Below are 22,578 nucleotides of genomic sequence, written 5' to 3' on the forward strand. Positions count from 1 at the left end.
GCCCGGGGACGCGCTCTGCTCGGAGCGCGTCCCCGAGGCGCCTACCAGGCATTCCGCGTCCGGCACGGTAGCCTGACGCGGTGTCGACCACCGCGACCTCCGACTTCGCCGCCGCAGGCCTGCGGCATCTTCAAGACGCCCAGTTGCTCCACGCGCAGCAACGCTGGCCGAACACCGATCATCTCTCAGGCGTCGCAGCCGAATGCGGCCTGAAAGCAATTCTGCTCGACTTCCTCGGTGGGCAGAAGGACAAGAAAGACCGGCCGGTCCATCCGAACATGCCTGAGAAGATCGGCTACTACGGGCACATCGACTCGTTGTGGGGCCATCTGGCCGCGACAGCACACGGCCGGAGTGGGGCCCAGTTCGCTGCCCTGATTGCCGCGTCGAGTCCATTCGGCGACTGGAATGTCGGCGAGCGGTACAGCGACGGCAAGCACATCAGCGAGCAGCGAGCCGCTGGCCACCTTTCCGAAGCGAAGAAAATTCTCGCCATGCACCAGCTCGCCAGGAGCAACGGAGTACTACCGTGACGATCCGGTTCGATTCGGCGTGGTCGGCATCGCTTGAGATCGCGCGAGAAGTGGCCGACCGCGGTTTCGAGGTCGTCTTGGTCCGCGACATGCTGGGCCGGATTTGCCTGTTCCTCGACGGACCGGATGAGCTTCCGTTGGATGAGACCACCCAGCGGATCCGTGAGACAGCAGGCCTGTTCACGGCACCGAGCCCGGTTATCGCGGCCAGTGACCTCATTGATCAGGATTCGATCATGAGGTCACCGGATCTCGTGAGGATCTCCGGAGAAGCCGGCAACGGCGGGCTTTCCGTGCTGGAACGCAGCGTCATCGGCGGAGACTGGCGGAGGCCCGGGATCGATCCGCCGAGCCGTCGCGTGAGCTTGTACGGCTTCAAAGGTGGTGTCGGACGCTCGACAGCTGTATTCATGCTGGCCCAGCATCTCGCCGAGCAAGGGAAAACGGTTCTGGTCGTCGATCTCGATCTGGAGTCGCCTGGCGTGGGCAGTCTTGCCCAGCGTGAGGAAAACCTGGCCGAGCATGGCATTGTCGACCACTTGATCGAGGCTGGCGTTGGCAATGCCGACGGGCTCGACCTCGTGAGCCGAAGCCAGGTCATCACGGCTTCCCGGTACGGGGAAGTCTGGTTGGCCAGTACAGGTGGCCGCCCTCGTGACGGCTATGACTACCTGGCCAAGCTGAACCGGGTCTATACGGACCTGGCGCCGGACGACGACGGCAATCCTCGCGACTTCGGTTCCCGACTTGAAGCGGCGATCGCCGCGTGCGAAGCACAGGTCGAGGCGACCGGCGGCCGTTCCCCGGATGTCGTGCTCCTCGACAGCCGCGCCGGGCTGCACGACATCGCCGCGGTTGCTCTCACCCGGCTGAGTTCGTTGAATCTCCTCTTCGCCGCGGATACACCCCAAACGTGGTCCGGCTACCGGATGCTGCTGAGCCAGTGGCGGAGCCTGGACAACCGGGCCGACCTGACCCGGCGGCTGCGGATGGTCTCCTCGATGACTCCATCCCGTGATCCGGAAAGCTATCTGGCCGGCTTCGCCGATCACGCACAAAGCTGCTTCGCCGAAACTCTGTACGAGGACGCGGATGCGGGCGACTTGGAATCCCTTAACTTCCCGGTCGGCGACGAAACTGCTCCGCACTACCCTTGGCCGATCCTCTTCCACACAGACCTCGTCGGGCTGGATCCCGCCCAGCGGCCGGAGTGGTACGGGGAGGATTACGTGAAAACCGCCTTCGGAGATTTCTTGTCCCTGGCCACCGACTGGATTTTCGGGACGGACAATGCCTGAGATCACCACCGCCCAGTACCGCGATCTGGTCATCCAGGCACTCCCGGATGCCGCCGATTCGGACACCGATCCGGTGCAGCGTGAAACGTTGTTCACGCCGAACAGCCACAGGCGTGCGCTAGAGCCTGACGTGACCGTCGTCAAGGGCGCACGAGGCGTCGGTAAGACGTACTGGTTCAAGTCGCTGCGCGAGCCGGAACTGCGTGAACTCGCCGCGGCAGAATACCGACTCCCGCACTTGAAACAGGTCGAGACACTGGCCGGCTTCGGTTCGAGGCAGGAAACCGACAGCTATCCCGACTCGCGCATTCTCGCTAAACTCGTCGAAGACGGCGTTGATCCGGTCGATATCTGGACGACAGTTGTCCTGAAGGCGCTGGACATTGAAGAATTCCGCGCTAATCCGGATTGGGAGTGGTCCGAGCGGATTCGCTGGCTTCGCGACCAGCCCGAGAAGGCGGCGCGGGCCAGGGAACGAGCAGACAACCTTTCCAAGGCGGAGAAAAAGACAAAGCTGATCCTCTTCGACGCTCTTGACCGGCTCAATTCCGAGCGAGCGAAGTCGGACAGACTGGCGAGCGGCATTCTCCAGGTCGCCTTGGAGTTGCGACTCAGCACCAGCAATATCCGGGCGAAGGTCTTTATCCGGCACGACATGCTCGAAAGCGCTCCAACTTTTCCCGACGCTTCGAAGCTCACCTCGAACGCCGCAGATCTCACTTGGTCGGTCACTGATCTCTACGGTTTGCTGTTCCAGTACCTCGGCAACACGGACACGCCGGAGTCCGCACTCTTCCGCGCGCACAGCGGCCGCTGGACAGGCAACGAAGAACGCCAGGTGCCACCGGAAGGCCTGATCGGCGATCGGGACGTACAGACAAAGTACGTCACCGAACTCGCCAGCGCCTACATGGGAACGGATCACCGAAAGGGTTATACCTACCCCTGGTTGCCGAACCACCTGGCCGACGGGAACGGGCAAACCAGCCCACGCAGCTTCCTGGTCGCGCTCCGAGCTGCAGGCGAGGAAACCCAGCGCACCTTCGTCGGTCACGGCCACCCACTGCATTGGGATGCGATTCGACGCGGAGTTCAGAAAGCGTCGCAGATCCGAGTGGAACAGGTTAGTGAGGACATGCCCTGGGTGAAGACGGCAATCGAGCCGCTCAAGGGCATGCAGGTTCCTATGGAGGAAGCGGATCTCGTCGCTCGCTGGCGAAGTAATGACCTGGAGACGCTGCTCGAAGCACACAACGACTCGCTGGACCGGACACGAACCGGCCCGCGGAATGCCAGAAACTATCCCAAGCTCATCGACGAGCTGATCACCCTGGGCATCATGACCCGCCGCGCCAACGGCAAGATCGACCTGCCCGACGTGTACCGGCTGGCGTTCGGCCTCGGCCGCAAGGGTGGCGTCCCCAGGCCGAAAAGCTGACCGTTGCGGGGAGCGGCGGTCAACCGCTCCCCGCAACCGCGGGTTAGCGGACCGCGTCCAGGGCGTTGACCAGGCCGTGGCCGTAGTACGAGTTGTTCTTCGCCGGGCCCGTGCACTCCGTCTCCGTCGATGCGCACTTCACCGGGTCAGCCTCGCCCGTCAGGACGCGAGCCAGCAGCGACGGCGGCAGGCCGCGGAAGCGGGATGCCAGCAGTGCCGCGACGCCCGCCGCGTGCGGGGAGGCCATCGACGTGCCGCACTTCGAGCCGTAAAGGCCGCCGAACACCGTTGTCGACAGCGGGCAGGCCGGACCAGCGCCCTCCGGCGGCGTCTGCGAGAAGTCTCCGCCGGGCGCCGTCACGTCGATCTCGCCGTAGTTGCTGAACGACGACTTCGTGCCCGCGTAGCCCACCGAAGACACCGTCACCACGCCGTCGATCGCCTTCGGCAGGATGCCGCACGACGAGTCCACCGGGTGGGGGCGGTTCGGGTCGGTCGTCTGGGTGCGGGTGTCGAAGCCCGAGTTGCCCGCCGCCGACACGTTCAGGACGCCGTGGCGCGTCGAGAACTCGATCGCGCGCCGCACCGCTTCGTACGCGGCCGCGTCGCCTGGCTCGCGGGAGCAGAAGAACATGCCCGGGTCGATGTAGTAGCTGTTGTTCGTCACCTGGAAGCCGTGCTTGGCCGCCCACACGAAGCCGCAGACCGCTGACTCCGGGAAGATGTAGCCGTCGTCGTTCACGACCTTGACCGAGGCCAGCTTCACGCCCGGGGCGATGCCCGTGAAGCCCGCCGCCTGGTCCTTGCCCGCGATCGTGCCCGCCACGTGCGTTCCGTGGTCCGACGTCGTCGGGGCCCACGACGCCGGCGTCAAATCCGGCGCCCCCGTGATGCAGCCCGCCGAAGCCGAGGGCGAAACGGCCGCCTTCAACGCCGGGTGCGTTGCGTCGATGCCCGAGTCGAGCACGCCGACCGTCACCGAAGAACTGCCCTGGTACTTCTTGTTGGCCTCGGGCGCGTGGATCGCCTTCATGTCCCACTGCTGCGCCGACAGGTCACCGGCCGCGGCGAACGTCCGCGTGTCCTCCAGTGTCCGCACGGCGCCCAGCGAAGTCCGGGCCGAAGCGGCCGAGGCCACGTCGCGACCGCCCGAGTAGGCCCGGTAGACGCCGATCTTCTGCTGGAAGTCCGCGTTGCGCGAGCTGGCGATCGCGACGCCGATCTCGGCGTAGTACGCGACCTTCGTGCCGCACTTGGCCGCCAGTTCCTTGTCGACGGCCGACGCGCGCGTGCCCGGCTGGTACGTCACCACGTAGGTGTACGACGGGCTCGTGGTGTCACAAGCGACCGGCGCGGCCTCCGCGGCCGGCGCCGCCGCGAACAGGCCGCCCCCGACGGCCAGCACGAGCGGGGCCGCCATTCGGCGTAAACGGGACATTCCACCTCCAGAGTCAGTGGCGTCAACCTAAACCGGCTCCGGAGACCGCGCCACCGACCAAAGTCAGGAGGCGCGGGTGCGCACGCCGCGCCAGCCCAGCACGCCGATGATCGTGCCGAGCACGAACGAGACGACGGTCAGCACGGCGTGCACGATGAAGTACGCGGTCGGCGAGCCGTCGGCGGCCCACGCCCGGTCGCTTTCCCACAGGTTCTTCGCGAACGTGATCCAGATGATCCACGACCACACGCCGAAGGCCAGCAGGAACAGCGAGGTTCGTCGCGAAAGGCGCATGCCCCTGAGTATGCGCCGACGGCCGCGGCGCTAGATTGCGTGGGTGCACTCCGCTGTCTCCCGGTCGCTCAAGGTCTTCACGACGACGCTCGCCGCCGCCCTCCTGGCCCTGAGCACCCCGGTCGCCGCGGGTGCGGCGCCGCAGCCGGGCCAGTGCGCGAACCACCTCGCTCCCCCGCCGCCCGTCGACACGTCGGAGAAGCCCGCGCCCGGCAAGCAGGCCCCGGCGCCGCTGGCCGTGCCCGCCGCCCCGGTCGGCGGCCCGCGGATGGCCGAGTGCGGCCTGATCACCCCGGACGGCGCGCTCAACCCGCCGGAGGGCAACACCGCGGCGTCCTGGCTGGTGCAGGACCTCGACACCGGCGCGGTCGTCGCGGCGAAGGACCCGCACGCCCGGCAGCGGCCGGCGTCGCTCATCAAGACGCTGCTCGCGCTCGTCGTCGTCACCCAGCTGAACCCGCAGCAGGTGCTCGTCGCGACGAAGGAGGACGCCGAGCAGGAGTGCACCTGCGTCGGTCTCGTCGCCGGTGGCCAGTACACGGTCGACCAGCTGCTCCACGGCCTGCTGATGCACTCGGGCAACGACGTCGCGCACGCACTGGCGACGGCGCTCGGCGGGGTCGACTCCACGGTCGCGAAGATGAACGCGCTGGCGGCCCGGATCGGCGCGCTCGACACGCGGGCCGCGACGCCGTCGGGCCTCGACGGGCCGGGCATGTCGACCTCGGCGTACGACCTCAGCCTGATCTTCCACTACGCGATGAAGCAGCCCGAGTTCGCGAAGGTCGTCGCGACGAAGAACTTCGAGATCCCGCCGACCGGCGGCAAGCCCGCGATCCCGCTCTTCAACGACAACAAGCTGCTCGGCGTCTACCCCGGCTTCCTGGGCGGCAAGACCGGCTTCACCGACGACGCCCGCCACACCTACGTCGGTTCCGCACAGCGCAAGGGCAAGCGGCTCGCGGTGGTGATGCTGCGCGCCGAGCAGAAGCCGACGAAGGTGGTCGACCAGGCGGCGAAGCTGCTCGACTACGGCTTCGCGCTGGAAGACGACCGCGCCGAGCAGGTCGGGCAGATCACCTACCAGGCACCGTCGACCACGTCGCCGGACGACGACCCGTCGGTGCTGGCGGACGGCGGCACGAGCAACAGCGGGACGTCGTCGAGCGCCGCCGCGGGCAAGGACGACCCGTTCGGCGTCACCGGCTGGGTCCTCACGCTGGTCGTGTTCCTGGTCATCGTCGGCGGGTTCGTCGTCGGGCACCAGCGCAAGAAGAACGCGAGCTAGCGGAACCCGGGCCCGGGTTCCGGGGTCACCTTGTCGGTGGCGATCGCGCCACCGCAGTGCCCGCAGGCGACGAACGTCTCGGCGATCTCGCCGCAGTCGTTGTGCCGCAACAGGATCGGCGGCCCGTCCGGCCCGGCGAGGTGCCGGTCGCCCCACTGCATGAGCGTGACGACGGCGCCGAAGAGGTCGCGCCCGGCCGGCGTCAGCCGGTACTCGGGCACCGGGTCGACGCGGTCGAGCACGCCCGCGTCGACGAGGGTCTTCAGCCGCGCGGACAACGTCGGGCGCGGGATCGAGAGCGTGCGCGCGAACTCGCCGTAGCGGCGCACGCCGAAGAACGCCTCCCGCAGGATGAGCAGGCTCCACCGCTCGCCGACCAGGTCGAGCGCGCGCCCGACGGAATCCGCGGTGAACCGGTGGCCGAGGTCGTTCACAGCTGCTCCGTGCGGGCCGGCACGCCCAGCAGCAGCTTCCCCGGCAGCTCGAAGCTGGCCGGGTTGACCTGGAAGTGGGCGGTCGCGGTGTGGGCGTCACGGAACCGGCGCTGCAGCGGCGAAGTCTCGTAGATCGCGGCGCCGCCGCCGAGGTCGTACATGCTTTCGGCGACCTTCGCGGCCGTGCGCGTGACGTGCGTGGCGGCGAGCCGCAGGCCCAGCTTGAGCGCGTCCGACACCGGTTCGGTGCCCTGCGCGGCCTGCCAGGCGTCGTCGATGCTGCCGTAGAAGAGCAATCGCGCCGCGCGCAGCGCCGCTTCGGCCTCCGCGACGGCGGCCTGGGTCTGCGACCGCTCGGCCAGCGACCGGCTGGAGCCGAGCGGTTTCCGCGTGGCGGCCAGCTCGGCGAGGTCGTCGATCGCGCCGCGCGCGTTGCCCAGCGCGGCCGCGGCGACCGACAGCGCGAAGTAGCCGAACAGCGGGAACCGGTGCAGGGCAACGGCTTCCGGCGGCGGGCCGGTCATGACCGAGAAGACGCGGTGGTCCGGGACGAACAGCGCGTCGGCAACGCAGTCGTGGCTGCCGGTGCCGCGCAGGCCGTTGGTGTGCCAGGTGTCGAGCACGGTGATTCCGGCCTTCGGCAACGCGGCGACGTTGAGCTGTCCTTCGTGGACGAATCCAGCGAAAAGCCAGTCGCAGTGCGGGATCCCGCTGCAGAACGCCCAGCGGCCGGACACGACGTACCCGCCGTCGACCTTCGTACCGGAGCCACGCGGTGCCCAGACCCCGGCGGCGACGGTGCGCGGGTCACCGAAGACCTCTTCGGCGCACTTCCGCGGGGCGTACGCCGACAGCAGGCTGCTCGTCACGGCGATCGAGACGCACCAGCCGGCCGACGCGTCGCCGCGCGCGACCGTCTCCGCGGTTTCGAGACTGACGGCGGGCGGCGCTTCCGGGCCACCGAGGGAGCCGGGGACGCCGCTGCGCAGGAGCTGGGCGTCGGTCAGCTTCGCGACGAGCTCGGCCGGCAGCGCGCGCTGCCGCTCGGTGACCGGCGCGAGCGTCTTGGCGAGCGCGGCGCACTCGCGGGCGGCGTCCAGCATGAAACCTCCGGTTCAGATTTCTTACCGGTTCAGTTTCTTTACCGCCCTGCTCGCTGTCAAGGCTTGCGGCGGCCCCCGAACCACGCGAGCAGCGCCCCGGCGCCGAACGCACCCGCGACGGCCCCGAGGCCCGGCCCGCGCTGCACGGTGACGCTCTGCTCGAGCCGCACCGGCGGCGGGGGCTGGACGACCGTGCGCTCGTTCTCCTTCGCCGTCGCGGTCCACGCCGTGATGAGCAGCAGGAAGCGCGAGACGAGGTTCGCGAACACGAGCAGACCGATGACCGGCCCGAACAGCGCGGCCGACGGCGACTTCGTGACGCTGGCCAGGTAGATCGAGCCGACCTGCTGCAGGATGACGAACCCGACGGCGGCGACGGCGGCGCCCTTCACGGCACTGCGCAGCGCGACCCGCTCGCGCGGCAGGCGCGCGATCACCCAGAGGAAGACGAGGGTGTTGGCGAGCAGGCCGAGCACGATCGTCGCCCCGCGGAGCAGGTAGATCGCCCAGGTTTCGTGCTCGAGCCCGACGAGTTCCAGCAGGAACTGCCCGACCCCGCCCCCGACGGCGGTCAGTGCGAAGGACACGATGAGCGCCACCCCCAGCCCGACGAGCGCGACGAGGTCCTTGAGCGTCTGCTTGACGAGCGGCTGCGACTGCTTTTCCTGGCCCCACTGCGCGGTGAGCGCGTCGCGGAGGTTCGACATCCAGCCGATGCCGGAGTAGAGGGCGATGAGCAGACCGAAGACGCCGATGGTGCCCCCGGAGTCCAGCGCGCCCTTGACGATGCCGTTGACGAGCTCGCGCAGCCCTTCGGGCACGGCGTTGTTCACGCCGTCGGTGATCTTGGTGATGATCGTCTGGTCGTGGTTGACGACCAGCCCGACGACGGCGAACGCGACCATGAACAGCGGGAAGACCGACAGCACGCTGAAGTAGGTGATCGCGGCGGCGTAGTGGTTGCCGTACCGCTCGGTGAAGGCTTCGTTGGCCCGGATCAGGTGATCGAGCCACGGGTACTTCCTGCGCAGGCGCGGCAGGAGCTTTTCCTTCTCTTCGTTCGCCACTGTGAAACGCTAACCACGGGCAGTGAACCCCGCAACGCGAGCGGCTCAACTGAGGGAGGCTCGCAAGGCTTCGTAGGCGTCCGCGCCGATCAGGATCCGCGCGTTGCGGCTCGCCGCGAACTCCTCGACGGCGGTGTAGGCGCGGTCCAGTTCGGCGCCGGTCAGCGGGGTGGCCGCCTCGATCTCCGACGAGCCGCGTGTCGCGAAGCGGCGCCGGGCCACTTCGCGGCCGGGGAGGAGCACGAACTCGTGGAACTCGGCGCCCGTTTCGCCGGCCAGCGCTTCGAGGCGCTCGGCGAACCCCGGGCGAGCCAGCAGCTGGGGCACCACGACGTCGTGGCCCGCGCTCAGGTGCGTGCGCGCGGCGGCCACCGCGATGTCCCTGGCCAGCAGCCCGGCCGGGCCGGGCCGGGTGCGCCAGCCGCCGAGCATCGCGCGGACGTGGTCGACGTCCAGTGCCAACGCCGGCGGGTGGTCGTCGGCGTAGCGCCGGGCGAGCGTCGACTTGCCGCTGCCCGGCGGGCCGTTGAGGAGGATCAGCTTCACCGCGCCGGCGGCAGGAACCCGATCCGCTGGTACGTCTTGGCCAGCGTCCTCGACGCCACCTCGCGGGCGCGCTCGGCGCCGGCGGCGAGGACCTTGTCGAGCTCGGCGACATCGTCCAAATAGGACTTGACGCGCTCCTGGATCGGCGTGACCCACTCGACGAACACCTCGCCGAGGTCTTTCTTCAGGTCGCCGTAGCCCTTGCCTTCGTAGGCGGCTTCCAGGTCGGCGATCGTCCGCTCGGTGAGCGCCGAGTAGATCGTCAGCAGGTTCGAGACGCCCGCCTTGTTCTCGGCGTCGAACTTGACCTCGCGGCCGGTGTCGGTGACCGCCGAGCGGATCTTCTTCGCCGAGCGCTTCGGGTCTTCGAGCAGCTCGACGAGACCGTTCGCGGTGGACGCCGACTTGCTCATCTTGCTCGTCGGGTCCTGCAGGTCGTAGATCTTCGCGGTGTCCTTGATGATGAACGGCTCGGGCACGACGAACGTCTTGCCGAGCCGGTTGTTGAAGCGCTGCGCGAGGTCGCGCGTGAGCTCCAGGTGCTGACGCTGGTCCTCGCCGACCGGGACGGCGTCGGCCTGGTAGAGCAGGATGTCCGCGGCCTGCAGGATCGGGTAGGTGAAGAGGCCGACGCTGGAGCGGTCGGAGCCCTGCTTGGCGGACTTGTCCTTGAACTGCGTCATCCGGCCGGCCTCGCCGAAGCCGGTCTGGCATTCGAGGACCCAGCTCAGCTGCGCGTGCTCCGGCACGTGGCTCTGCACGAACAGGGCGCTGCGCTGCGGGTCGATGCCGATGGCGAGCAACTGCGCGGCCGAGACGCGGGTGCGCTGCCGCAGCACCTTCGGATCCTGCTCGACGGTGATCGCGTGCAGGTCGACCACGCAGTAGAAGGTCTCGTGCGTGTCCTGCATCCGCACCCACTGGCGCAGGGCACCGAGGTAGTTCCCGAGGTGGAACGAGTCGGCGGTCGGCTGAATCCCCGACAGGACCCGCGGACGGCGTGCGGCTGCGACGGTCTGCTCTTCGGACACACTGAGATTCTTTCAGGCCGGGCGAGCGGCCGGGCGGTGAGGGGCCTTGGGCAGCCGGAGGGCTGAGTGGGCGCGCTTGGACAAGCCCAGCCTGCGGTGCCGATGGCCAGCGCGCGGAACCGGCGGCGAAGCAAGCGAGGCCACCCCCGACGGCACGGTTCAGTGGCTCAAGCGGCGGGAGCTGCTCTCCAGCGGCGTGGCGGCTCGGCGGCCGAGCAGGACTCCCCGGCCCGCGGCGTCGAACGGCTCAGGCGTGCGGGTGCTGGGTGAGGAACGGGCGGGTCGGCGTCGCGTCGGGCTCGCCGAGGACTGCTTCCGCCATGGCCGTGACCGGGCCGGGGGGTTCGGGGGCGGCCGGGGCGGCTTCGGCCACCCGGTTCTTGCGGCGCTGGCGCAGCACACCCAGTGTCATGCCCACGATGCCGAGCGCGACCGCGACCAGGCCCACCGGACCGAGTACGCCGAAGCTCTCCGCGGTCGTTTCGGCCTGCGCGGTCGTCGTGACGTCGGCGAACGCGCTGCCGCCACCAGCGATGAGCAGGGTGGCCGGGACGAGCGCGATCACCGCGGCCGCGCGGGAGCCGCGCAGCGTGGACCGCAACAGGAGATGACCTGGGTTGCGCACCGGAGTGCCTCCCGCGATTGACGAGCGAAACGCTCACCCATCCGAGTGAGACGCTGCGTGCTGCTGGTCAAAAAGCTACCGAGCGTGTCAAGACCTGCCGGCCCGATCGGCTCGGGGGACGAGACTAGCGCCCAACCGGGAACACGGTCCGAGCGCCCCCGCGGTTCACTCCAACCGCCCAAGTGGGTGTTGCGGAGGGCGGAACACTCATACCGAAAGTAGATCTTGACTGATTCGTGTCCGCTCGTCCGCCACCCGTTCGGCACAAAATCGGCTCACCCTCTGCCATTCGCCGCAGCGTCGACTGCTCCGATCGCGTCGTCTTATTCGGAAAACTTTTCACTCAATAGTGATTGGTCTATACCTCTTGGAGTAGCCCATTCGGCTCGGTCGGACCGCGCACGACCGGCGTGATCAAGAGGAGTCCCGAATGTCGATGACCCGGTTCTTGAAGCGCACCGGAGTGGCGGTGAGCGCGCTCGCCGCGGCGGCCGCCGCCGTCGTGTTGCCGGCCACCACCGCGTCCGCCGCGGCGGACGCGTCGTTCGTCGTCAGCGAAGCCCAGTTCAACCAGATCTTCCCGAACCGCAACAGCTTCTACAGCTACAGCGGCCTGACCGACGCGCTGTCGGCCTACCCCGGCTTCGCCAACACCGGCGACGACACGGTCAAGAGGCAGGAAGCGGCCGCGTTCCTGGCGAACGTCAACCACGAGACCGGCGGGCTCGTCTACATCGTCGAGCAGAACACCGCGAACTACCCGCACTACTGCGACGCGAGCCAGTCCTACGGCTGCCCGGCCGGCCAGGCCGCCTACTACGGCCGCGGCCCGATCCAGCTCAGCTGGAACTTCAACTACAAGGCCGCCGGTGACGCGCTCGGCATCGACCTGCTCGGCAACCCGTACCAGGTCGAACAGAACTCGGCCGTCGCGTGGAAGACCGGGCTCTGGTACTGGAACACCCAGACCGGGCCGGGCACCATGACGCCGCACGACGCGATGGTCAACCAGCGCGGGTTCGGCGAGACCATCCGCAGCATCAACGGCTCCATCGAGTGCAACGGCGGCAACCCCGCGCAGGTGCAGAGCCGGATCGACAAGTACACACAGATCACCGGGATCCTCGGGGTCCCGGCGGGCAGCAACCTGTCCTGCTGAGCCGGGCGCGGCGAGAAGGGCCTTCCCGGCGTGCTGCCGGGGAGGCCCTTCTTCGTCGTCAGGCTGGGGATTCGAGGCTTTCCAGCAGCTTGCGCAGGACGTCGTCGAGCAGGCCCAGCTCCTTTCCGGACAGTCCGGAAAGGAGCTCGGAGACGTTCGCGGTGTGCTCGGTCATCGCCGCGTCGACGGCGGCGAAACCCTCGTCCGTCAAGCGGATCCGGAAGCTGCGGCGGTCGTTCGGGTCGAGCGCGCGCTCGACGAAACCGGCCTTCTCCAGCCGGTCGAGGCGGCTCGTCATGCCGGCGCGGGACATCATCAGCGTCGCGGACAGCTCGGACGGGATCAGCGTGTACGGCTTCCCGGACCGGCGCAGCGCCGCCAGGACGTCGAACTCCCCGCGTTGCAGGCCGAACTTGCCGAACACGCGCTCCTGGGCCGGGCCGAGCACGAGCGCCAGCCTGCCCATCCGGCCGGCGACGCCGATCGCGGTCAGGTCGAGGTCGGGGCGTTCGCGGTGCCAAGCCGACACGACGGCGTCGACGGCGTCTTCGTCACTCACACCCCGCACTCTATTCGACGCCAGCACTATTCGTCGCCTGATAGTTTGACAGCGAACTATCAGGCGTGGAACCATCCTGGGCATGACGACATTGCTGGTACGCCACGACGAAGCCGAGCAGCTCGGCTCGACCCCCGACACGATGACCCTGCTCGCGGACGTCTCGCAGACCGGCGGGCACCTGAGCACGAACCGCGCGTCCCTCGGCCGCGGGCGCGACGGGGCGACCCCGCACTTCCACACCTCGTCGGCCGAGATGTTCTTCATGCTGGACGGGGAACTGGAGGTGCTGAACGGCGACGACGTCGTGACGGTCCGGACGGGTGACATGCTGTTCGTGCCACCGCACACGACCCACGCGTTCGGGGCGACCGAACGGTCGGGCGCGGACGTGCTGATCGTGTTCACGCCCGGTGTCGAGCGCTTCGAGTACTTCCGGATGATCGACCGGATCCGGCGGGGCGAGGCGTCGCCGGCGGAGATCCTGGCGACGCAGGACCGGTTCGACAACCACTTCGTGGACAGCGCGGCCTGGCGCGCGGCCCGCGCGGCCTAGATGTCGTAGGTCGCGGTGACCGGCGCGTGGTCGGACCAGCGCTGGTCGTACGCGGCCGCGCGCTCGACCACGACCTCGACGACCTTCTCGGCCAGTCCGGGCGTCGCGAGCTGGCAGTCGATGCGCCAGCCGGAGTCGTTGTCGAAGGCCTGGCCGCGGTAGGACCACCAGGTGTAGGGGCCGGGGCCTTCGGGGTCGAGCCGGCGCTGGACGTCGGTGTAGCCCGCCTCGGTGTAGACCCGGCCGAGCCACTCGCGTTCCTCGGGCAGGAAGCCGGAGTTCTTGCGGTTGCCGCGCCAGTTCTTGAGGTCGATGGTGTCGTGGGCGATGTTCCAGTCGCCGACGACCACGACTTCGCGCCCGTCCGCGGCGGCCTTCGCCCGCAGCTCGACGAGGTAGGGCAGGAACGCGGCCATGAAGCGCTCCTTCTCCTCCTGGCGTTCGGTACCGACCTCGCCGCTGGGCAGGTACAGGCTCGCGACGACGACGCCCGGCAGGTGGACTTCGAGGTAGCGCCCGCTGTCCTCGAACTCGGGCTCGCCGAAGCCGACGCGCACCTCGTCGGGCTCGACGCGGCTGTACACCGCGACGCCGTTGCGCCCCTTGACGGCCGACGGCGCGTGCGCCACGAACCACCCTTCGGGCTCGACGACCTCCGCAGGGAGCTGCTCCGCGGTGGCGCGTACCTCCTGGCAGCAGACGACGTCGGCCTTCGTGGCGGCGAGCCACTCGACGAAGCCCTTCTTGGCGGCGGCACGCAGGCCGTTGACGTTCACGGTGGAGACGGTCAGCACGCCTCGCACGCTACCGGCCGGGCCGGTGCGTCCGGACCATCGGGGCCGGTCGGCGAAAACCGTTCCGCGCCGCCGCGCGCGCTCTGCCAGACTGCCGCGCATGAGCGACGCCGTGAGCCGGTTGACCGTGCTCGGCAGCTGCGGCGCCTGGCCAGAACCCGGCCGGGCGTGCGCCGGATTCCTGCTGTCGCACAACGGTTTCCACGTCGTGCTCGACCTCGGCTACGGCGCCGCCGCGCGGCTGTTCGCGCACTGCCGGCTGCCGGACGCGGTGGTCGTGACGCACGAGCACCCGGACCACTGCGCCGACGTCAGCGCGCTCGGCCGCGCCTGGCACTACACCGGTCCGCCCGGTGAGCGCCTGCCGCTGCACTGCACGCCCGGCACTGTCCGCCGGCTCGAGGCGCTGGAGCCGCGGCCGCACCCGGCGGAGCTGTTCGCCGTGCACGACCTCGGCGTCCCGGCCGACGTCGGGCCGTTCCGCCTGACGCCGTATTTGCTGCCGCACCACCAGCCGAACTTCGGCGTGCGCCTCAGCGCGCCCGGGCTCACCGTGGCGTACACCGGAGACACGGGACCGTCGCCGCTGCTGGCCGAGCTCGGCCGCGACGCGGACCTGGTCATCTGCGACGCCACCCTCCGCACCCCACCGGCGGAGGGAGAACCCCGCTACCTGATGACCGCCACCGAAGCCGGCCACTGGGCGGCGGCAGCCGGGGCCCGCCGGCTGCTGCTGACCCACTTCTGGCCTGGCACCGATCGGGCCGCCGCGGCCGAGGAGGCTCGCGCCGAGTTCGCCGGCGAGGTGCTGGTCGCGGAGGAGGACCTCACGATCGCACTCTGACCCCGTCGGAGCCCACCGCAGCCCTCCCCTCGCGCTCCGACCCCCGTCCGAGCGCGTTCCCCAGGTTCGACCATTGCGGGCCTCGCCATCGCAGCCGCACCGATCAGCGCCGCACCGACCCGGCTCCCACTGCCCGCGAGACTCCCCCTGGAGACCTCGCGGACGTCGCGCCCGGCTCGTGCCGCATTCAGTTGTCGCCCGTCCCCGGACGGTGCCTCCTCTCCCGCGACCATGGGCCGCCACCTGCGGTTCTCGACGTGATCAGTTCTAGCACCCACCACCGACAAAAACCGTGCCTTGACCCGCCAAGCTATGAGCCTTAGCTTTAAAGCTATGCAGAGTAGCCAAGATGTCCCCTAGAGCCGGCCTGACCACCGACGCGGTGGTCAGTCTCGCCATCGCCGTCGTCGACGAAGCCGGTCCTGACGCCCTCACCCTCGCCAAGATCGCCGAACGCGCCGGCGTCGCCGCACCTTCCCTCTACAAGCACGTGAAGAACCTCGCTGACCTACGGCGGCTCATCGACCTCCGCGTCGTCAAGGAAATGGCCGAGACCCTCCGCGCCGCCGTGACCGGCCGCGAAGGCGCGGAGGCCGTGGCCGCACTGGCCGACGCCTACCGCGGCTACCTGCGGCAGTACCCGCGCCGCACTCACGCGCTCGTCACCGCGCCGAACGAAACCGATGCCGAGCTCAGCACCGCGACCCACGCCGTCGCCGAGGTCGTTTTCGCTGTGCTCCGGCCGTTCGGCTTCGACCACGGCCAGGCCGTGCACGCGACGCGCTGCATCCGCGCCGCCGTCCACGGCTTCGCCGGGCTCGAGGCCTCCGGCGGCTTCGGACGCCCGGAAGACGTCGGCGAAAGCTTCGAAGTGCTCAAGAAGATGCTCGTCCAAGGCCTCGTCGACTACGCGGAGACACCATGAGTTTCATCCTCGCCGTACTCCTCTTCACCGTCGGGCTCGGCGTGCTCGACGCCCGCTTCCCCTGGACGGGGGTTCGCAGATGATCACCGGCCACTTCGGGCTGGCCGCCGCCGTCAAGGCGGGCCGGCCGTCGATCCCCGTCTGGACGCTCATGCTTGCCACCGCGTGGCTCGACGTCGTGTTCGTGCCGCTCTACCTGAGCGGCGCCGAGACGGTCGACGGCGCGGGCTACGGCGGCGGCGTCATCCACGCCGACTACACGCACTCGCTCGTCGGAGCGCTCGTGCTCGCCGTGCTCTTCGGCGGCGTCGCGGCCGTCAAGCTCGGCCGCGAAGCCGGGCTGATCCTCAGCGGCGTCGTGTTCTCGCACTGGCTGCTCGACCTCGTCGTGCACCGCGCCGACCTGCCGATCCTGCCCGGCAACGCCGGCGACCTGCCCACGTTCGGCTTCGGGCTCTGGCGGCTGCCCGCCGTCTCGGCCGTCGTCGAACTTCTGATGCTGGCGATCGGCACCGGCCTCTACTGGCGTGCTGCCGCGAAACGCGATCCGAAGCGGGCTCGCACGCTGGGTCTGTCGGCCGCCGCCTTCGGGGTCGCCACTCTGGCGGCCGACCTGCTGGGCGTCTGAGCGGTCAGCAGGTGGAGCCCTCCACGGGCTGGGTGAAAGCGGCCGCCACCCACTTGTCGTCGGCGACCTTGCGGAAGCCGTTCTGGACGCCCGGGAGCGCGTCGAACTGGGCGTCGCGGAGGTACTTGCCGACGATCTTGGCGTTGCCGTCCGCTGTCTCGCGGGCGTTCAAGACGTCCGCGGTCACGGTCACCTTGCAGCCGGTCGCCGAAGCGCCCGAAGCCTGCTTGTCCGTGTTCATGACGTACACGACGATGACCAGGACGATGGCGCCCAAGATGAGCAGAGTCTTCTTCGACATGCCTTCCTCCATCACGCGAGCCCCGTCCCCCGCCAAGGGTAGGCAATCCTTTACCCGGACCGACAGCGCCGTACGCAGCAACCACCCGGAGGCGCCAATCAAGTCACTCCGCGGTGACACACCGTGCATGCGAAAAGCCCCCTTCCCGACGAATCGGGAAGGGGGCTTCTCAAGCAGCGGGACTCAGCCCTGGGCGATCTTCTTCGCCAGGTTGTCGTCCAGCGTCGCGAGGAACTCCTCGGTCGTCTGCCACGGCTGGTCCTTGCTGATGAGCAGCGCGAGGTCCTTCGTCATCTGGCCGCTCTCGACGGTCTCGACGACGACCTGCTCCAGCGTGTTCGCGAAGCCGATCAGCTCCTGGTTGCCGTCCAGCTTGCCGCGGTGCTCGAGGCCGCGGGTCCAGGCGTAGATCGACGCGATCGGGTTCGTCGACGTCGGCTTGCCCTGCTGGTGCTGGCGGTAGTGCCGGGTGACCGTGCCGTGCGCGGCCTCGGCCTCGACGGTCCGGCCGTCCGGCGTGCGCAGCACCGACGTCATCAGGCCGAGCGAGCCGAAGCCCTGCGCGACCGTGTCGGACTGGACGTCACCGTCGTAGTTCTTGCACGCCCAGACGTAGCCGCCCTCCCACTTCATCGCCGCGGCGACCATGTCGTCGATCAGGCGGTGCTCGTAGGAGATGCCCTTGGCGTCGAAGTCGGCCTTGAACTCGTTCTGGAAGATCTCCTCGAACACGTCCTTGAACTGGCCGTCGTAGGCCTTGAGGATGGTGTTCTTCGTGGAGAGGTAGACCGGCAGGCCGCGGTCGAGGCCGTACTGCAGCGACGCGCGCGCGAAGTCCTCGATCGACTTCTTGAAGTTGTACATCCCCATGGCGACGCCGCCGCCCTCGGGGAACTGCGCGACCTGGAACTCCATCGGCTCGGAGCCGTCGTCCGGGGTGTAGCTGACGGTCAGCTTGCCCGGGCCGGGGACCTTGAAGTTGGTCGCCTTGTACTGGTCGCCGTGGGCGTGGCGGCCGATGATAATCGGCTTCGTCCACGTCGGCACCAGCCGCGGGATGTTCTGGATGACGATCGGCTCGCGGAAGATCACGCCGCCGAGGATGTTGCGGATCGTCCCGTTCGGGGACAGCCACATCTTCTTGAGGCCGAACTCTTCGACGCGCGCCTCGTCGGGGGTGATCGTGGCGCACTTGACGCCGACGCCGTGCTTCTTGATCGCGTTCGCGGAGTCGACCGTGACCTGGTCGTCGGTGCGGTCCCGCTCCTCGATACCCAGGTCGTAGTAGTCCAGGTTCACGTCCAGGTACGGGTGGATCAGCTTGTCCTTGATGAACTGCCAAATGATGCGGGTCATCTCATCGCCGTCGAGTTCGACGACGGTGCCCTGGACCTTGATCTTGGCCATGAGCAGCGGTGCTCCTTCCGCGGATCTTCGCGTTCTTCTTTTAAGTCTCGCCGGTAGCGGTACAAGCGTACTGCTTGACCGAGCTGGATGGTTCCAGTAGTGGCCGGTATCAAGTCTCCACCCGCGTGTTGTGGCACAGCTCACGGGGCTGAGCCGACCGCTCGGCTCAGCCGACCGCTCGCCGAGCGAGCGTCGCGCCGAGGGGGTGAACCAAGGCACGATGCCACCCGTGAACTCATCATGCGGGAGGTGACGGCCATGTCGACCCATCGGTACGCCGACTACGAAGACGACTACGAAGACTACGAAGACAGCACCGACGTTCTCGACGAACGGCCGCGCCGAGGTGGCGCGCACGTCGTCAGCGCGCTCGGCGGGCTGGTGCTCACGCCGGTGGCCCTCGGGCTGCTGAGCTGGGGCGGGCTGCGCCAGCAGCAGCTGATCCAAGCCACCCTCAGCACCAACCGCGACCCGCTGGGCATCGCGCTGCTGGCCGGCGGGGCGATCCTGCTGCTGGTCGTCGCCGCGCTCGGCGCGCTGTCCGCGGTCGGCCCGATCCTGGGCGGGCTGATCTACGGCGTGCTGCCCGGCGTCGCCGCGATGGCGGTGCCCGAATGGGGGTTCCGGCTGGTCAACCTGATGCCGAAGAGCGACATCGCGTACGGCGTCATGGACTTCCTCTTCATCGGCGGGCTGCTCGGCGTGGGCTTCCTGCTGGTCGGCAGCGGACTGGCCAACGCGCTGGTGCGGCGGCGCCGCGAGAGCTGAACCACGCCGGTGGCAAAATCGGCGGATGGGACTGTTCACCGTCGCGGAAGCACGTGACGAACTGGCGCGGCTGCGGCCGGTCCTCGACGAGCTGGTGCGCGTCCGCGCCGACGCGGCCGAGCTCGCCGCGTCGCTGCGCCCGGGCGGCCGGGGCACCGAGCTGGGCGGGCTGCCGGAGTGGAAGGCCGCGCAGGCCCGCCTCGACGACCTCATGACGACGGTCCAGCGCACCGGCGCCGAGCTCAAGGGGTTCGCGCCGCTGCTGGTCGACTTCCCGGCCGAGCTCGACGGCACCGACGTGCTGCTGTGCTGGCTCGAGGGTGATCGCGAGCTGAGCTGGTACCACCGCGCCGACCTGGGCTTCGCCGGCCGCCGTCCGCTGAAAACGGTTGGTGGGCCCGGTTAGGTTGGGTCCGTGGACCACGACTCGAGGGCAGCCCTCTTCGACAGCACGGCCGAGCACTACGACGAAGACCCCTGGCACGCTGCCGTGGCCGAGGCGCTCGTTTCGCCGCTGCCCGACGCGCCGGGGCTCGTCCTCGACGTAGCCACCGGGACCGGCTTCGCGGCGTACGCGGCGTTGCGGCTGAAGCCGGCTCGGGTGCTGGCTGTCGACTTGTCGCCGGCGATGCTGGCCCGCGCTTCCGCGAAGGCTGCTGAGCTGGACCCGGACGGGGTGATCTCGTGGCAGGTCGCGCCCGCCGTCCCGATGCCGGCGGCGGACGGCTCGGCCGACGTCGTGCTGTGCGCGTCCTCGCTGCACTTCCTGGGGGCGGTGGCGTTCGCGGACTGGCTGCGGGTGCTCCGCCCCGGCGGGCGGCTGGCGTTTTCGGTCGTTTCGGGGGCGCGGTTCAAGCCGTCGGGCGCGTTCGCGGACTTCGTGCCGCGGGACCTGTCGTTCCCGACCGACGACGACGGGGCGGCGGCGCTGGCTTCGTCGGCGGGGTTCGTGGACGTTTCGGCGCGGACGTTCAGCGTCGAGGGCGGGGACCGGGTGCGAAGCGTGTTCCTGGTGCACGCGACGGCGCCGTGAACCTGGCGCGGTTCGCCGACGGGCACCTGACGGAGGTCCGTACGGAGGGCAGCCGGGTCTCGCTGCGGCTCGAGGCGTACGTGGAGTACCGGCTCGTGCCGGGTGAGGTCTCCGTCGTCGAGGTCTTCGAGCTGACCGCCGATCCGGCGGAGCTGGAAGCGGCCGAGCCGCCGTCGGCGGACCACGCGCTGGAAGAACCGTGGAGCTGGGAACGCGACGGCCTGGTGACGGTCGAGTTCTTCGCACCGGACCGGGTCCGGGTGGCCGCGGCCGCCTTCGAGCTGAAGTCGCTGGGGGTCGAGCCGCGGCCGGTGCCGCCCTGGCCGGACCCGAGGCGCTGCACCTTCGAGTCCGCCGACGCGCTCGACCTCGCGACGCGGCTGGCTCCGGCCGTCGTGTGGCGCACCTACGGCGGCGAGGCGGGCACGCCCGCCGATCCCGGCGGCTGGTTCCTCCAGCGCCGGGACCGGCTGGCGAATTCGCTGACCGGCGTCTTCTGCCGGGCGACGGACCCGGTCGTGTTCGAGCGCCACGACGCCGACGACGAGCTGTGGCGCGCGGTGCAGCTGCTCGGCCGGCACGCCAGCCGGGTGTCGTCCGGGAACTGCGTGTTCGAGCCCGAGGACTGGGTCACCTGGGTGACCACCGGGGCGCTGCCGCCGGTCGAGCGGCTCAGGCCGTGAAGTGGACCTCGCCGCGGGTGGCCGGGCCGTCCGGGCTGCCGCAGTGCTGGACGAACGTCAGGTCCACGCCGGTCGCGTCGAGGCGGTCGATCGTGAAGTCCGCGTAGTCGTCGCCGCAGCCGAAGCCGGCGGTGACCGCCCAGAAGCCCGGTGTGCTCAGCGGCGGCTCGTCTTGGTCGCGGTAGCGCGCGCCCGTGTACGTCCCGGTGTGGAGGGTTTCCCCCGCCGGGGCGCTCAGCACGACGCGCAGGTAGTCGAAGTTCGCGTCGACGTCGACCGTCAGCTTCCCATCGCGCTGCCACACGTTGATTTCGGCGCCCGCAGACGTGTAGTGGGCGTCGCCGACCATCGGCCAGGCGCCCGCTTCCGAGGTGTAGTCCACCGTTCGCAGCGGATCCGCCGAAGCGACCGGGACGACCGCCAGGCCCAGACCCGCCGCCGCCGTCAGGACCACGCCGGCGCGATGCAGTGATTTCACGGATTCTCCCCATTTCCGGCCGCTTTTTCGCAGCACGTCGATCATGCTGACAGCGCGCCCGGGCGCCGTACAGGGGGTTTCTACTCAGCGGTGCAGGGACGCGCCCTTGAGGATCTTGTCGACCGCGTTCTTCGGGCCGTGCACCGCGAGGCCGGCCAGCGCCAGCTTCTCCCCCGGCACCGCGCGCACCGCGGCGCGGTTGTCGACGTCGTTTCCGGTGTGGAACAGCTCGTCGGTGAAGATCGAAATGCGCAGGCCGCGGCCGAGCGCCCGCGCGTGCGCCGCGGTCAGGACGTCACCCGTGCCCGAGAACACCATGACCGGCTGGCCGAACATCGGCAGGTACTCGGTGTCGTCGGCGTCGAGGTAGGACTCGCCCATCAGCTCCGGCGTCACGTGGGCGATTCCGCTCACCAGGAACGCGGTGACGTTCAGCCGCTGCCAGGACGCCAGGTCGTCGCGGAGCAGGACGGCGATCTTCGTGTCGAAGGAACTCATGGCCGAAGACTCGTCCGCCGGCCACCCGCGCGTCTTGTACGTTCTTGACATGGCGCACGTCGAAGCCTGGCGGCCGGCGGTCCCGGGGATCGCCGAGGTCTTCCACGCCCGCTTCACCACGCACGCCTACCCGCTGCACACGCACGACACGTGGACGCTGCTGATCGTCGACGACGGCGTCATCCGCTACGACCTCGACCGCCACCACCACGGCGCGCTCGGCCCGGCCGTGACGCTGCTGCCGCCGAACGTCGCCCACGACGGGCGGGCCGCGACCAGCCACGGCTTCCGCAAGCGCGTGCTGTACCTGGACGCTTCGGTGCTCGGCGAGGACCTGATCGGGGCCGCGGTGGACCGGCCGAGCCTCGCCGACAACCTGCTGCGGACCCGCATCCACCAGCTGCACGAGTCCCTCGCCCACGCCGGCGACGCACTGGAGGCCGAAAGCCGGCTCGCACTGGTGGCCGACCGGCTGCACACGCACCTGGGCCGGCCGGCGGTCCACGAACCGAAGCGCGGGCTGGCCGACGAGCTGCGGGACCTCCTCGACGCGAAGCTGCCCGAAGCGCTGACGCTCGCCGAAGCGGGCAAGACGCTCGGCGCGCACCCGGCGTACCTGGTCCGTTGCTTCGGCGCGCGGTTCGGGCTGCCGCCGCACAGGTACCTGACCGGCCGCCGCGTCGACCGCGCCCGCCGCCTGCTGCTCGACGGCACCCCGGCGGCGGAGGTCGCCACCGCGGCGGGGTTCGCGGACCAGGCGCACTTGACGCGGCACTTCAAGCGGTACCTGGGCACGACGCCGTCGCGGTACGCGAAGGCTCGTTGACCTGCGCGCCGGCTGTGTCAAGAT

At 69.5% G+C, this 22,578-nt stretch carries 28 protein-coding genes; 14 read left to right on the top strand and 14 right to left on the bottom strand.

What is annotated here, in order from left to right; genetic code table 11:
• Positions 1–80 precede the first annotated feature (80 nt).
• Genes SD460_RS01850 through SD460_RS01860 form a run of 3 tightly spaced genes read left to right on the top strand, consistent with a single transcriptional unit; the run spans position 81 to position 3,269 of the window.
• Positions 81–533: a hypothetical protein gene (locus tag SD460_RS01850; RefSeq protein ID WP_290057763.1), complete on the top strand. Its 453-nt coding sequence runs from the start codon at positions 81–83 to the stop codon at positions 531–533.
• Complete coding sequence (locus SD460_RS01855; RefSeq protein ID WP_290057762.1) at positions 530–1,831, top strand: tyrosine-protein kinase family protein; 1,302 nt, start codon at positions 530–532, stop codon at positions 1,829–1,831. The genes SD460_RS01850 and SD460_RS01855 overlap by 4 nt, the downstream gene beginning before the upstream one ends.
• The gene (locus SD460_RS01860; protein ID WP_290057760.1) at positions 1,824–3,269 is read left to right on the top strand and encodes a hypothetical protein; all 1,446 of its coding nucleotides are present in this window, start codon (positions 1,824–1,826) and stop codon (positions 3,267–3,269) included. The genes SD460_RS01855 and SD460_RS01860 overlap by 8 nt, the downstream gene beginning before the upstream one ends.
• A 43-nt stretch (positions 3,270–3,312) precedes the next feature.
• On the opposite strand, the gene SD460_RS01865 is transcribed toward SD460_RS01860, so the two are convergent.
• Together SD460_RS01865 and SD460_RS01870 are read right to left on the bottom strand one after the other, a co-directional pair.
• Complete coding sequence (locus tag SD460_RS01865; RefSeq protein ID WP_318305853.1) at positions 3,313–4,707, bottom strand: S8 family peptidase; 1,395 nt, start codon at positions 4,705–4,707, stop codon at positions 3,313–3,315.
• 63 nt (positions 4,708–4,770) lie between these two features.
• Positions 4,771–5,001, bottom strand: coding sequence for an SCO4848 family membrane protein (locus SD460_RS01870; protein ID WP_318305854.1), 231 nt, complete (start codon positions 4,999–5,001; stop codon positions 4,771–4,773).
• Positions 5,002–5,044: 43 nt separating this feature from the next.
• Between SD460_RS01870 and SD460_RS01875 the strand changes: the two genes are divergently transcribed.
• Positions 5,045–6,289, top strand: a complete 1,245-nt coding sequence (locus SD460_RS01875; protein WP_290057757.1) for a D-alanyl-D-alanine carboxypeptidase family protein — start codon at positions 5,045–5,047, stop codon at positions 6,287–6,289.
• Here the strand turns inward: SD460_RS01875 and SD460_RS01880 are convergent.
• The 6 genes from SD460_RS01880 to SD460_RS01905 all read right to left on the bottom strand — a co-directional run bounded on the left by SD460_RS01880 (position 6,286) and on the right by SD460_RS01905 (position 11,095).
• Complete coding sequence (locus SD460_RS01880; protein WP_318305855.1) at positions 6,286–6,723, bottom strand: winged helix-turn-helix transcriptional regulator; 438 nt, start codon at positions 6,721–6,723, stop codon at positions 6,286–6,288. The genes SD460_RS01875 and SD460_RS01880 overlap by 4 nt on opposite strands.
• A complete protein-coding gene (locus SD460_RS01885) occupies positions 6,720–7,826 on the bottom strand; it encodes an acyl-CoA dehydrogenase family protein (protein ID WP_290057754.1) in 1,107 nt (368 codons plus the stop codon). The genes SD460_RS01880 and SD460_RS01885 overlap by 4 nt, the downstream gene beginning before the upstream one ends.
• Positions 7,827–7,882: 56 nt before the next feature.
• Positions 7,883–8,893 carry an inner membrane protein YhjD gene (gene yhjD, locus SD460_RS01890; protein ID WP_290057753.1) on the bottom strand — a complete coding sequence of 337 codons (1,011 nt, stop codon included), beginning with the start codon at positions 8,891–8,893 and terminating at the stop codon, positions 7,883–7,885.
• 45 nt (positions 8,894–8,938) lie between these two features.
• Positions 8,939–9,439 carry an AAA family ATPase gene (locus SD460_RS01895; RefSeq protein ID WP_290057752.1) on the bottom strand — a complete coding sequence of 167 codons (501 nt, stop codon included), beginning with the start codon at positions 9,437–9,439 and terminating at the stop codon, positions 8,939–8,941.
• A complete protein-coding gene (gene trpS / locus SD460_RS01900; RefSeq protein ID WP_290057751.1) occupies positions 9,436–10,470 on the bottom strand; it encodes a tryptophan--tRNA ligase in 1,035 nt (344 codons plus the stop codon). The genes SD460_RS01895 and trpS overlap by 4 nt, the downstream gene beginning before the upstream one ends.
• A gap of 247 nt (positions 10,471–10,717) precedes the next feature.
• Positions 10,718–11,095, bottom strand: coding sequence for a hypothetical protein (locus SD460_RS01905; RefSeq protein ID WP_290057750.1), 378 nt, complete (start codon positions 11,093–11,095; stop codon positions 10,718–10,720).
• A 430-nt stretch (positions 11,096–11,525) separates the two neighbouring features.
• On the opposite strand from SD460_RS01905, the gene SD460_RS01910 reads away from it, so the two are divergent.
• Positions 11,526–12,254, top strand: coding sequence for a chitinase (locus SD460_RS01910; RefSeq protein ID WP_318305856.1), 729 nt, complete (start codon positions 11,526–11,528; stop codon positions 12,252–12,254).
• 58 nt (positions 12,255–12,312) lie between these two features.
• Here SD460_RS01910 and SD460_RS01915 read toward each other — a convergent pair whose 3' ends face one another.
• Entirely contained in the window at positions 12,313–12,813 is a 501-nt protein-coding gene (locus tag SD460_RS01915; protein ID WP_318305857.1) for a MarR family winged helix-turn-helix transcriptional regulator, read from the bottom strand.
• An 82-nt stretch (positions 12,814–12,895) separates the two neighbouring features.
• On the opposite strand from SD460_RS01915, the gene SD460_RS01920 reads away from it, so the two are divergent.
• Positions 12,896–13,369 (top strand): cupin domain-containing protein, encoded by a 474-nt coding sequence (locus SD460_RS01920; protein WP_290059723.1) that lies wholly within the window; start codon positions 12,896–12,898, stop codon positions 13,367–13,369.
• Here SD460_RS01920 and SD460_RS01925 read toward each other — a convergent pair.
• Entirely contained in the window at positions 13,366–14,172 is an 807-nt protein-coding gene (locus tag SD460_RS01925; RefSeq protein ID WP_290059725.1) for an exodeoxyribonuclease III, read from the bottom strand. The genes SD460_RS01920 and SD460_RS01925 overlap by 4 nt on opposite strands.
• A gap of 91 nt (positions 14,173–14,263) precedes the next feature.
• Here SD460_RS01925 and SD460_RS01930 point away from each other — a divergent pair, with 91 nt between their 5' ends.
• The 3 genes from SD460_RS01930 (at position 14,264) to SD460_RS01940 (ending at position 16,560) form a co-directional block, all read left to right on the top strand.
• Positions 14,264–15,007: an MBL fold metallo-hydrolase gene (locus tag SD460_RS01930; RefSeq protein WP_318305858.1), complete on the top strand. Its 744-nt coding sequence runs from the start codon at positions 14,264–14,266 to the stop codon at positions 15,005–15,007.
• Positions 15,008–15,356: 349 nt separating this feature from the next.
• Positions 15,357–15,932 (top strand): TetR/AcrR family transcriptional regulator, encoded by a 576-nt coding sequence (locus SD460_RS01935; protein ID WP_318305859.1) that lies wholly within the window; start codon positions 15,357–15,359, stop codon positions 15,930–15,932.
• 79 nt (positions 15,933–16,011) lie between these two features.
• Positions 16,012–16,560 carry a permease gene (locus SD460_RS01940; protein ID WP_318305860.1) on the top strand — a complete coding sequence of 183 codons (549 nt, stop codon included), beginning with the start codon at positions 16,012–16,014 and terminating at the stop codon, positions 16,558–16,560.
• Positions 16,561–16,564: 4 nt separating this feature from the next.
• On the opposite strand, the gene SD460_RS01945 is transcribed toward SD460_RS01940, so the two are convergent.
• Both SD460_RS01945 and SD460_RS01950 read right to left on the bottom strand, forming a co-directional pair.
• A complete protein-coding gene (locus SD460_RS01945; RefSeq protein ID WP_290059734.1) occupies positions 16,565–16,861 on the bottom strand; it encodes an SH3 domain-containing protein in 297 nt (98 codons plus the stop codon).
• Positions 16,862–17,044: 183 nt separating this feature from the next.
• Positions 17,045–18,268 carry an NADP-dependent isocitrate dehydrogenase gene (locus SD460_RS01950; RefSeq protein WP_290059736.1) on the bottom strand — a complete coding sequence of 408 codons (1,224 nt, stop codon included), beginning with the start codon at positions 18,266–18,268 and terminating at the stop codon, positions 17,045–17,047.
• A gap of 258 nt (positions 18,269–18,526) precedes the next feature.
• On the opposite strand from SD460_RS01950, the gene SD460_RS01955 reads away from it, so the two are divergent.
• From SD460_RS01955 to SD460_RS01970, 4 genes are read left to right on the top strand one after another with little or no spacing between them, the layout of a single operon-like run.
• Complete coding sequence (locus SD460_RS01955) at positions 18,527–19,036, top strand: hypothetical protein (RefSeq protein ID WP_290059737.1); 510 nt, start codon at positions 18,527–18,529, stop codon at positions 19,034–19,036.
• A gap of 25 nt (positions 19,037–19,061) precedes the next feature.
• A complete protein-coding gene (locus tag SD460_RS01960) occupies positions 19,062–19,442 on the top strand; it encodes a DUF2203 domain-containing protein (protein WP_290059739.1) in 381 nt (126 codons plus the stop codon).
• A 9-nt stretch (positions 19,443–19,451) separates the two neighbouring features.
• Complete coding sequence (locus SD460_RS01965) at positions 19,452–20,069, top strand: class I SAM-dependent methyltransferase (protein ID WP_318305861.1); 618 nt, start codon at positions 19,452–19,454, stop codon at positions 20,067–20,069.
• Positions 20,066–20,752, top strand: a complete 687-nt coding sequence (locus SD460_RS01970; RefSeq protein ID WP_290059744.1) for a hypothetical protein — start codon at positions 20,066–20,068, stop codon at positions 20,750–20,752. The genes SD460_RS01965 and SD460_RS01970 overlap by 4 nt, the downstream gene beginning before the upstream one ends.
• Here SD460_RS01970 and SD460_RS01975 read toward each other — a convergent pair.
• Together SD460_RS01975 and SD460_RS01980 are read right to left on the bottom strand one after the other, a co-directional pair.
• Positions 20,742–21,230 (bottom strand): hypothetical protein, encoded by a 489-nt coding sequence (locus SD460_RS01975; RefSeq protein WP_290059747.1) that lies wholly within the window; start codon positions 21,228–21,230, stop codon positions 20,742–20,744. The two genes, SD460_RS01970 and SD460_RS01975, sit on opposite strands and share 11 nt — an antisense overlap.
• Before the next feature lie 84 nt (positions 21,231–21,314).
• Positions 21,315–21,728: a DUF2000 domain-containing protein gene (locus SD460_RS01980; protein WP_290059749.1), complete on the bottom strand. Its 414-nt coding sequence runs from the start codon at positions 21,726–21,728 to the stop codon at positions 21,315–21,317.
• A 49-nt stretch (positions 21,729–21,777) separates the two neighbouring features.
• Here SD460_RS01980 and SD460_RS01985 point away from each other — a divergent pair, with 49 nt between their 5' ends.
• Entirely contained in the window at positions 21,778–22,554 is a 777-nt protein-coding gene (locus tag SD460_RS01985; protein ID WP_290059751.1) for a helix-turn-helix domain-containing protein, read from the top strand.
• Positions 22,555–22,578: the final 24 nt, after the last annotated feature.

The organism is Amycolatopsis solani (assembly GCF_033441515.1).
In the GTDB taxonomy this organism is placed as follows: Bacteria; Actinomycetota; Actinomycetes; order Mycobacteriales; family Pseudonocardiaceae; genus Amycolatopsis; species Amycolatopsis solani.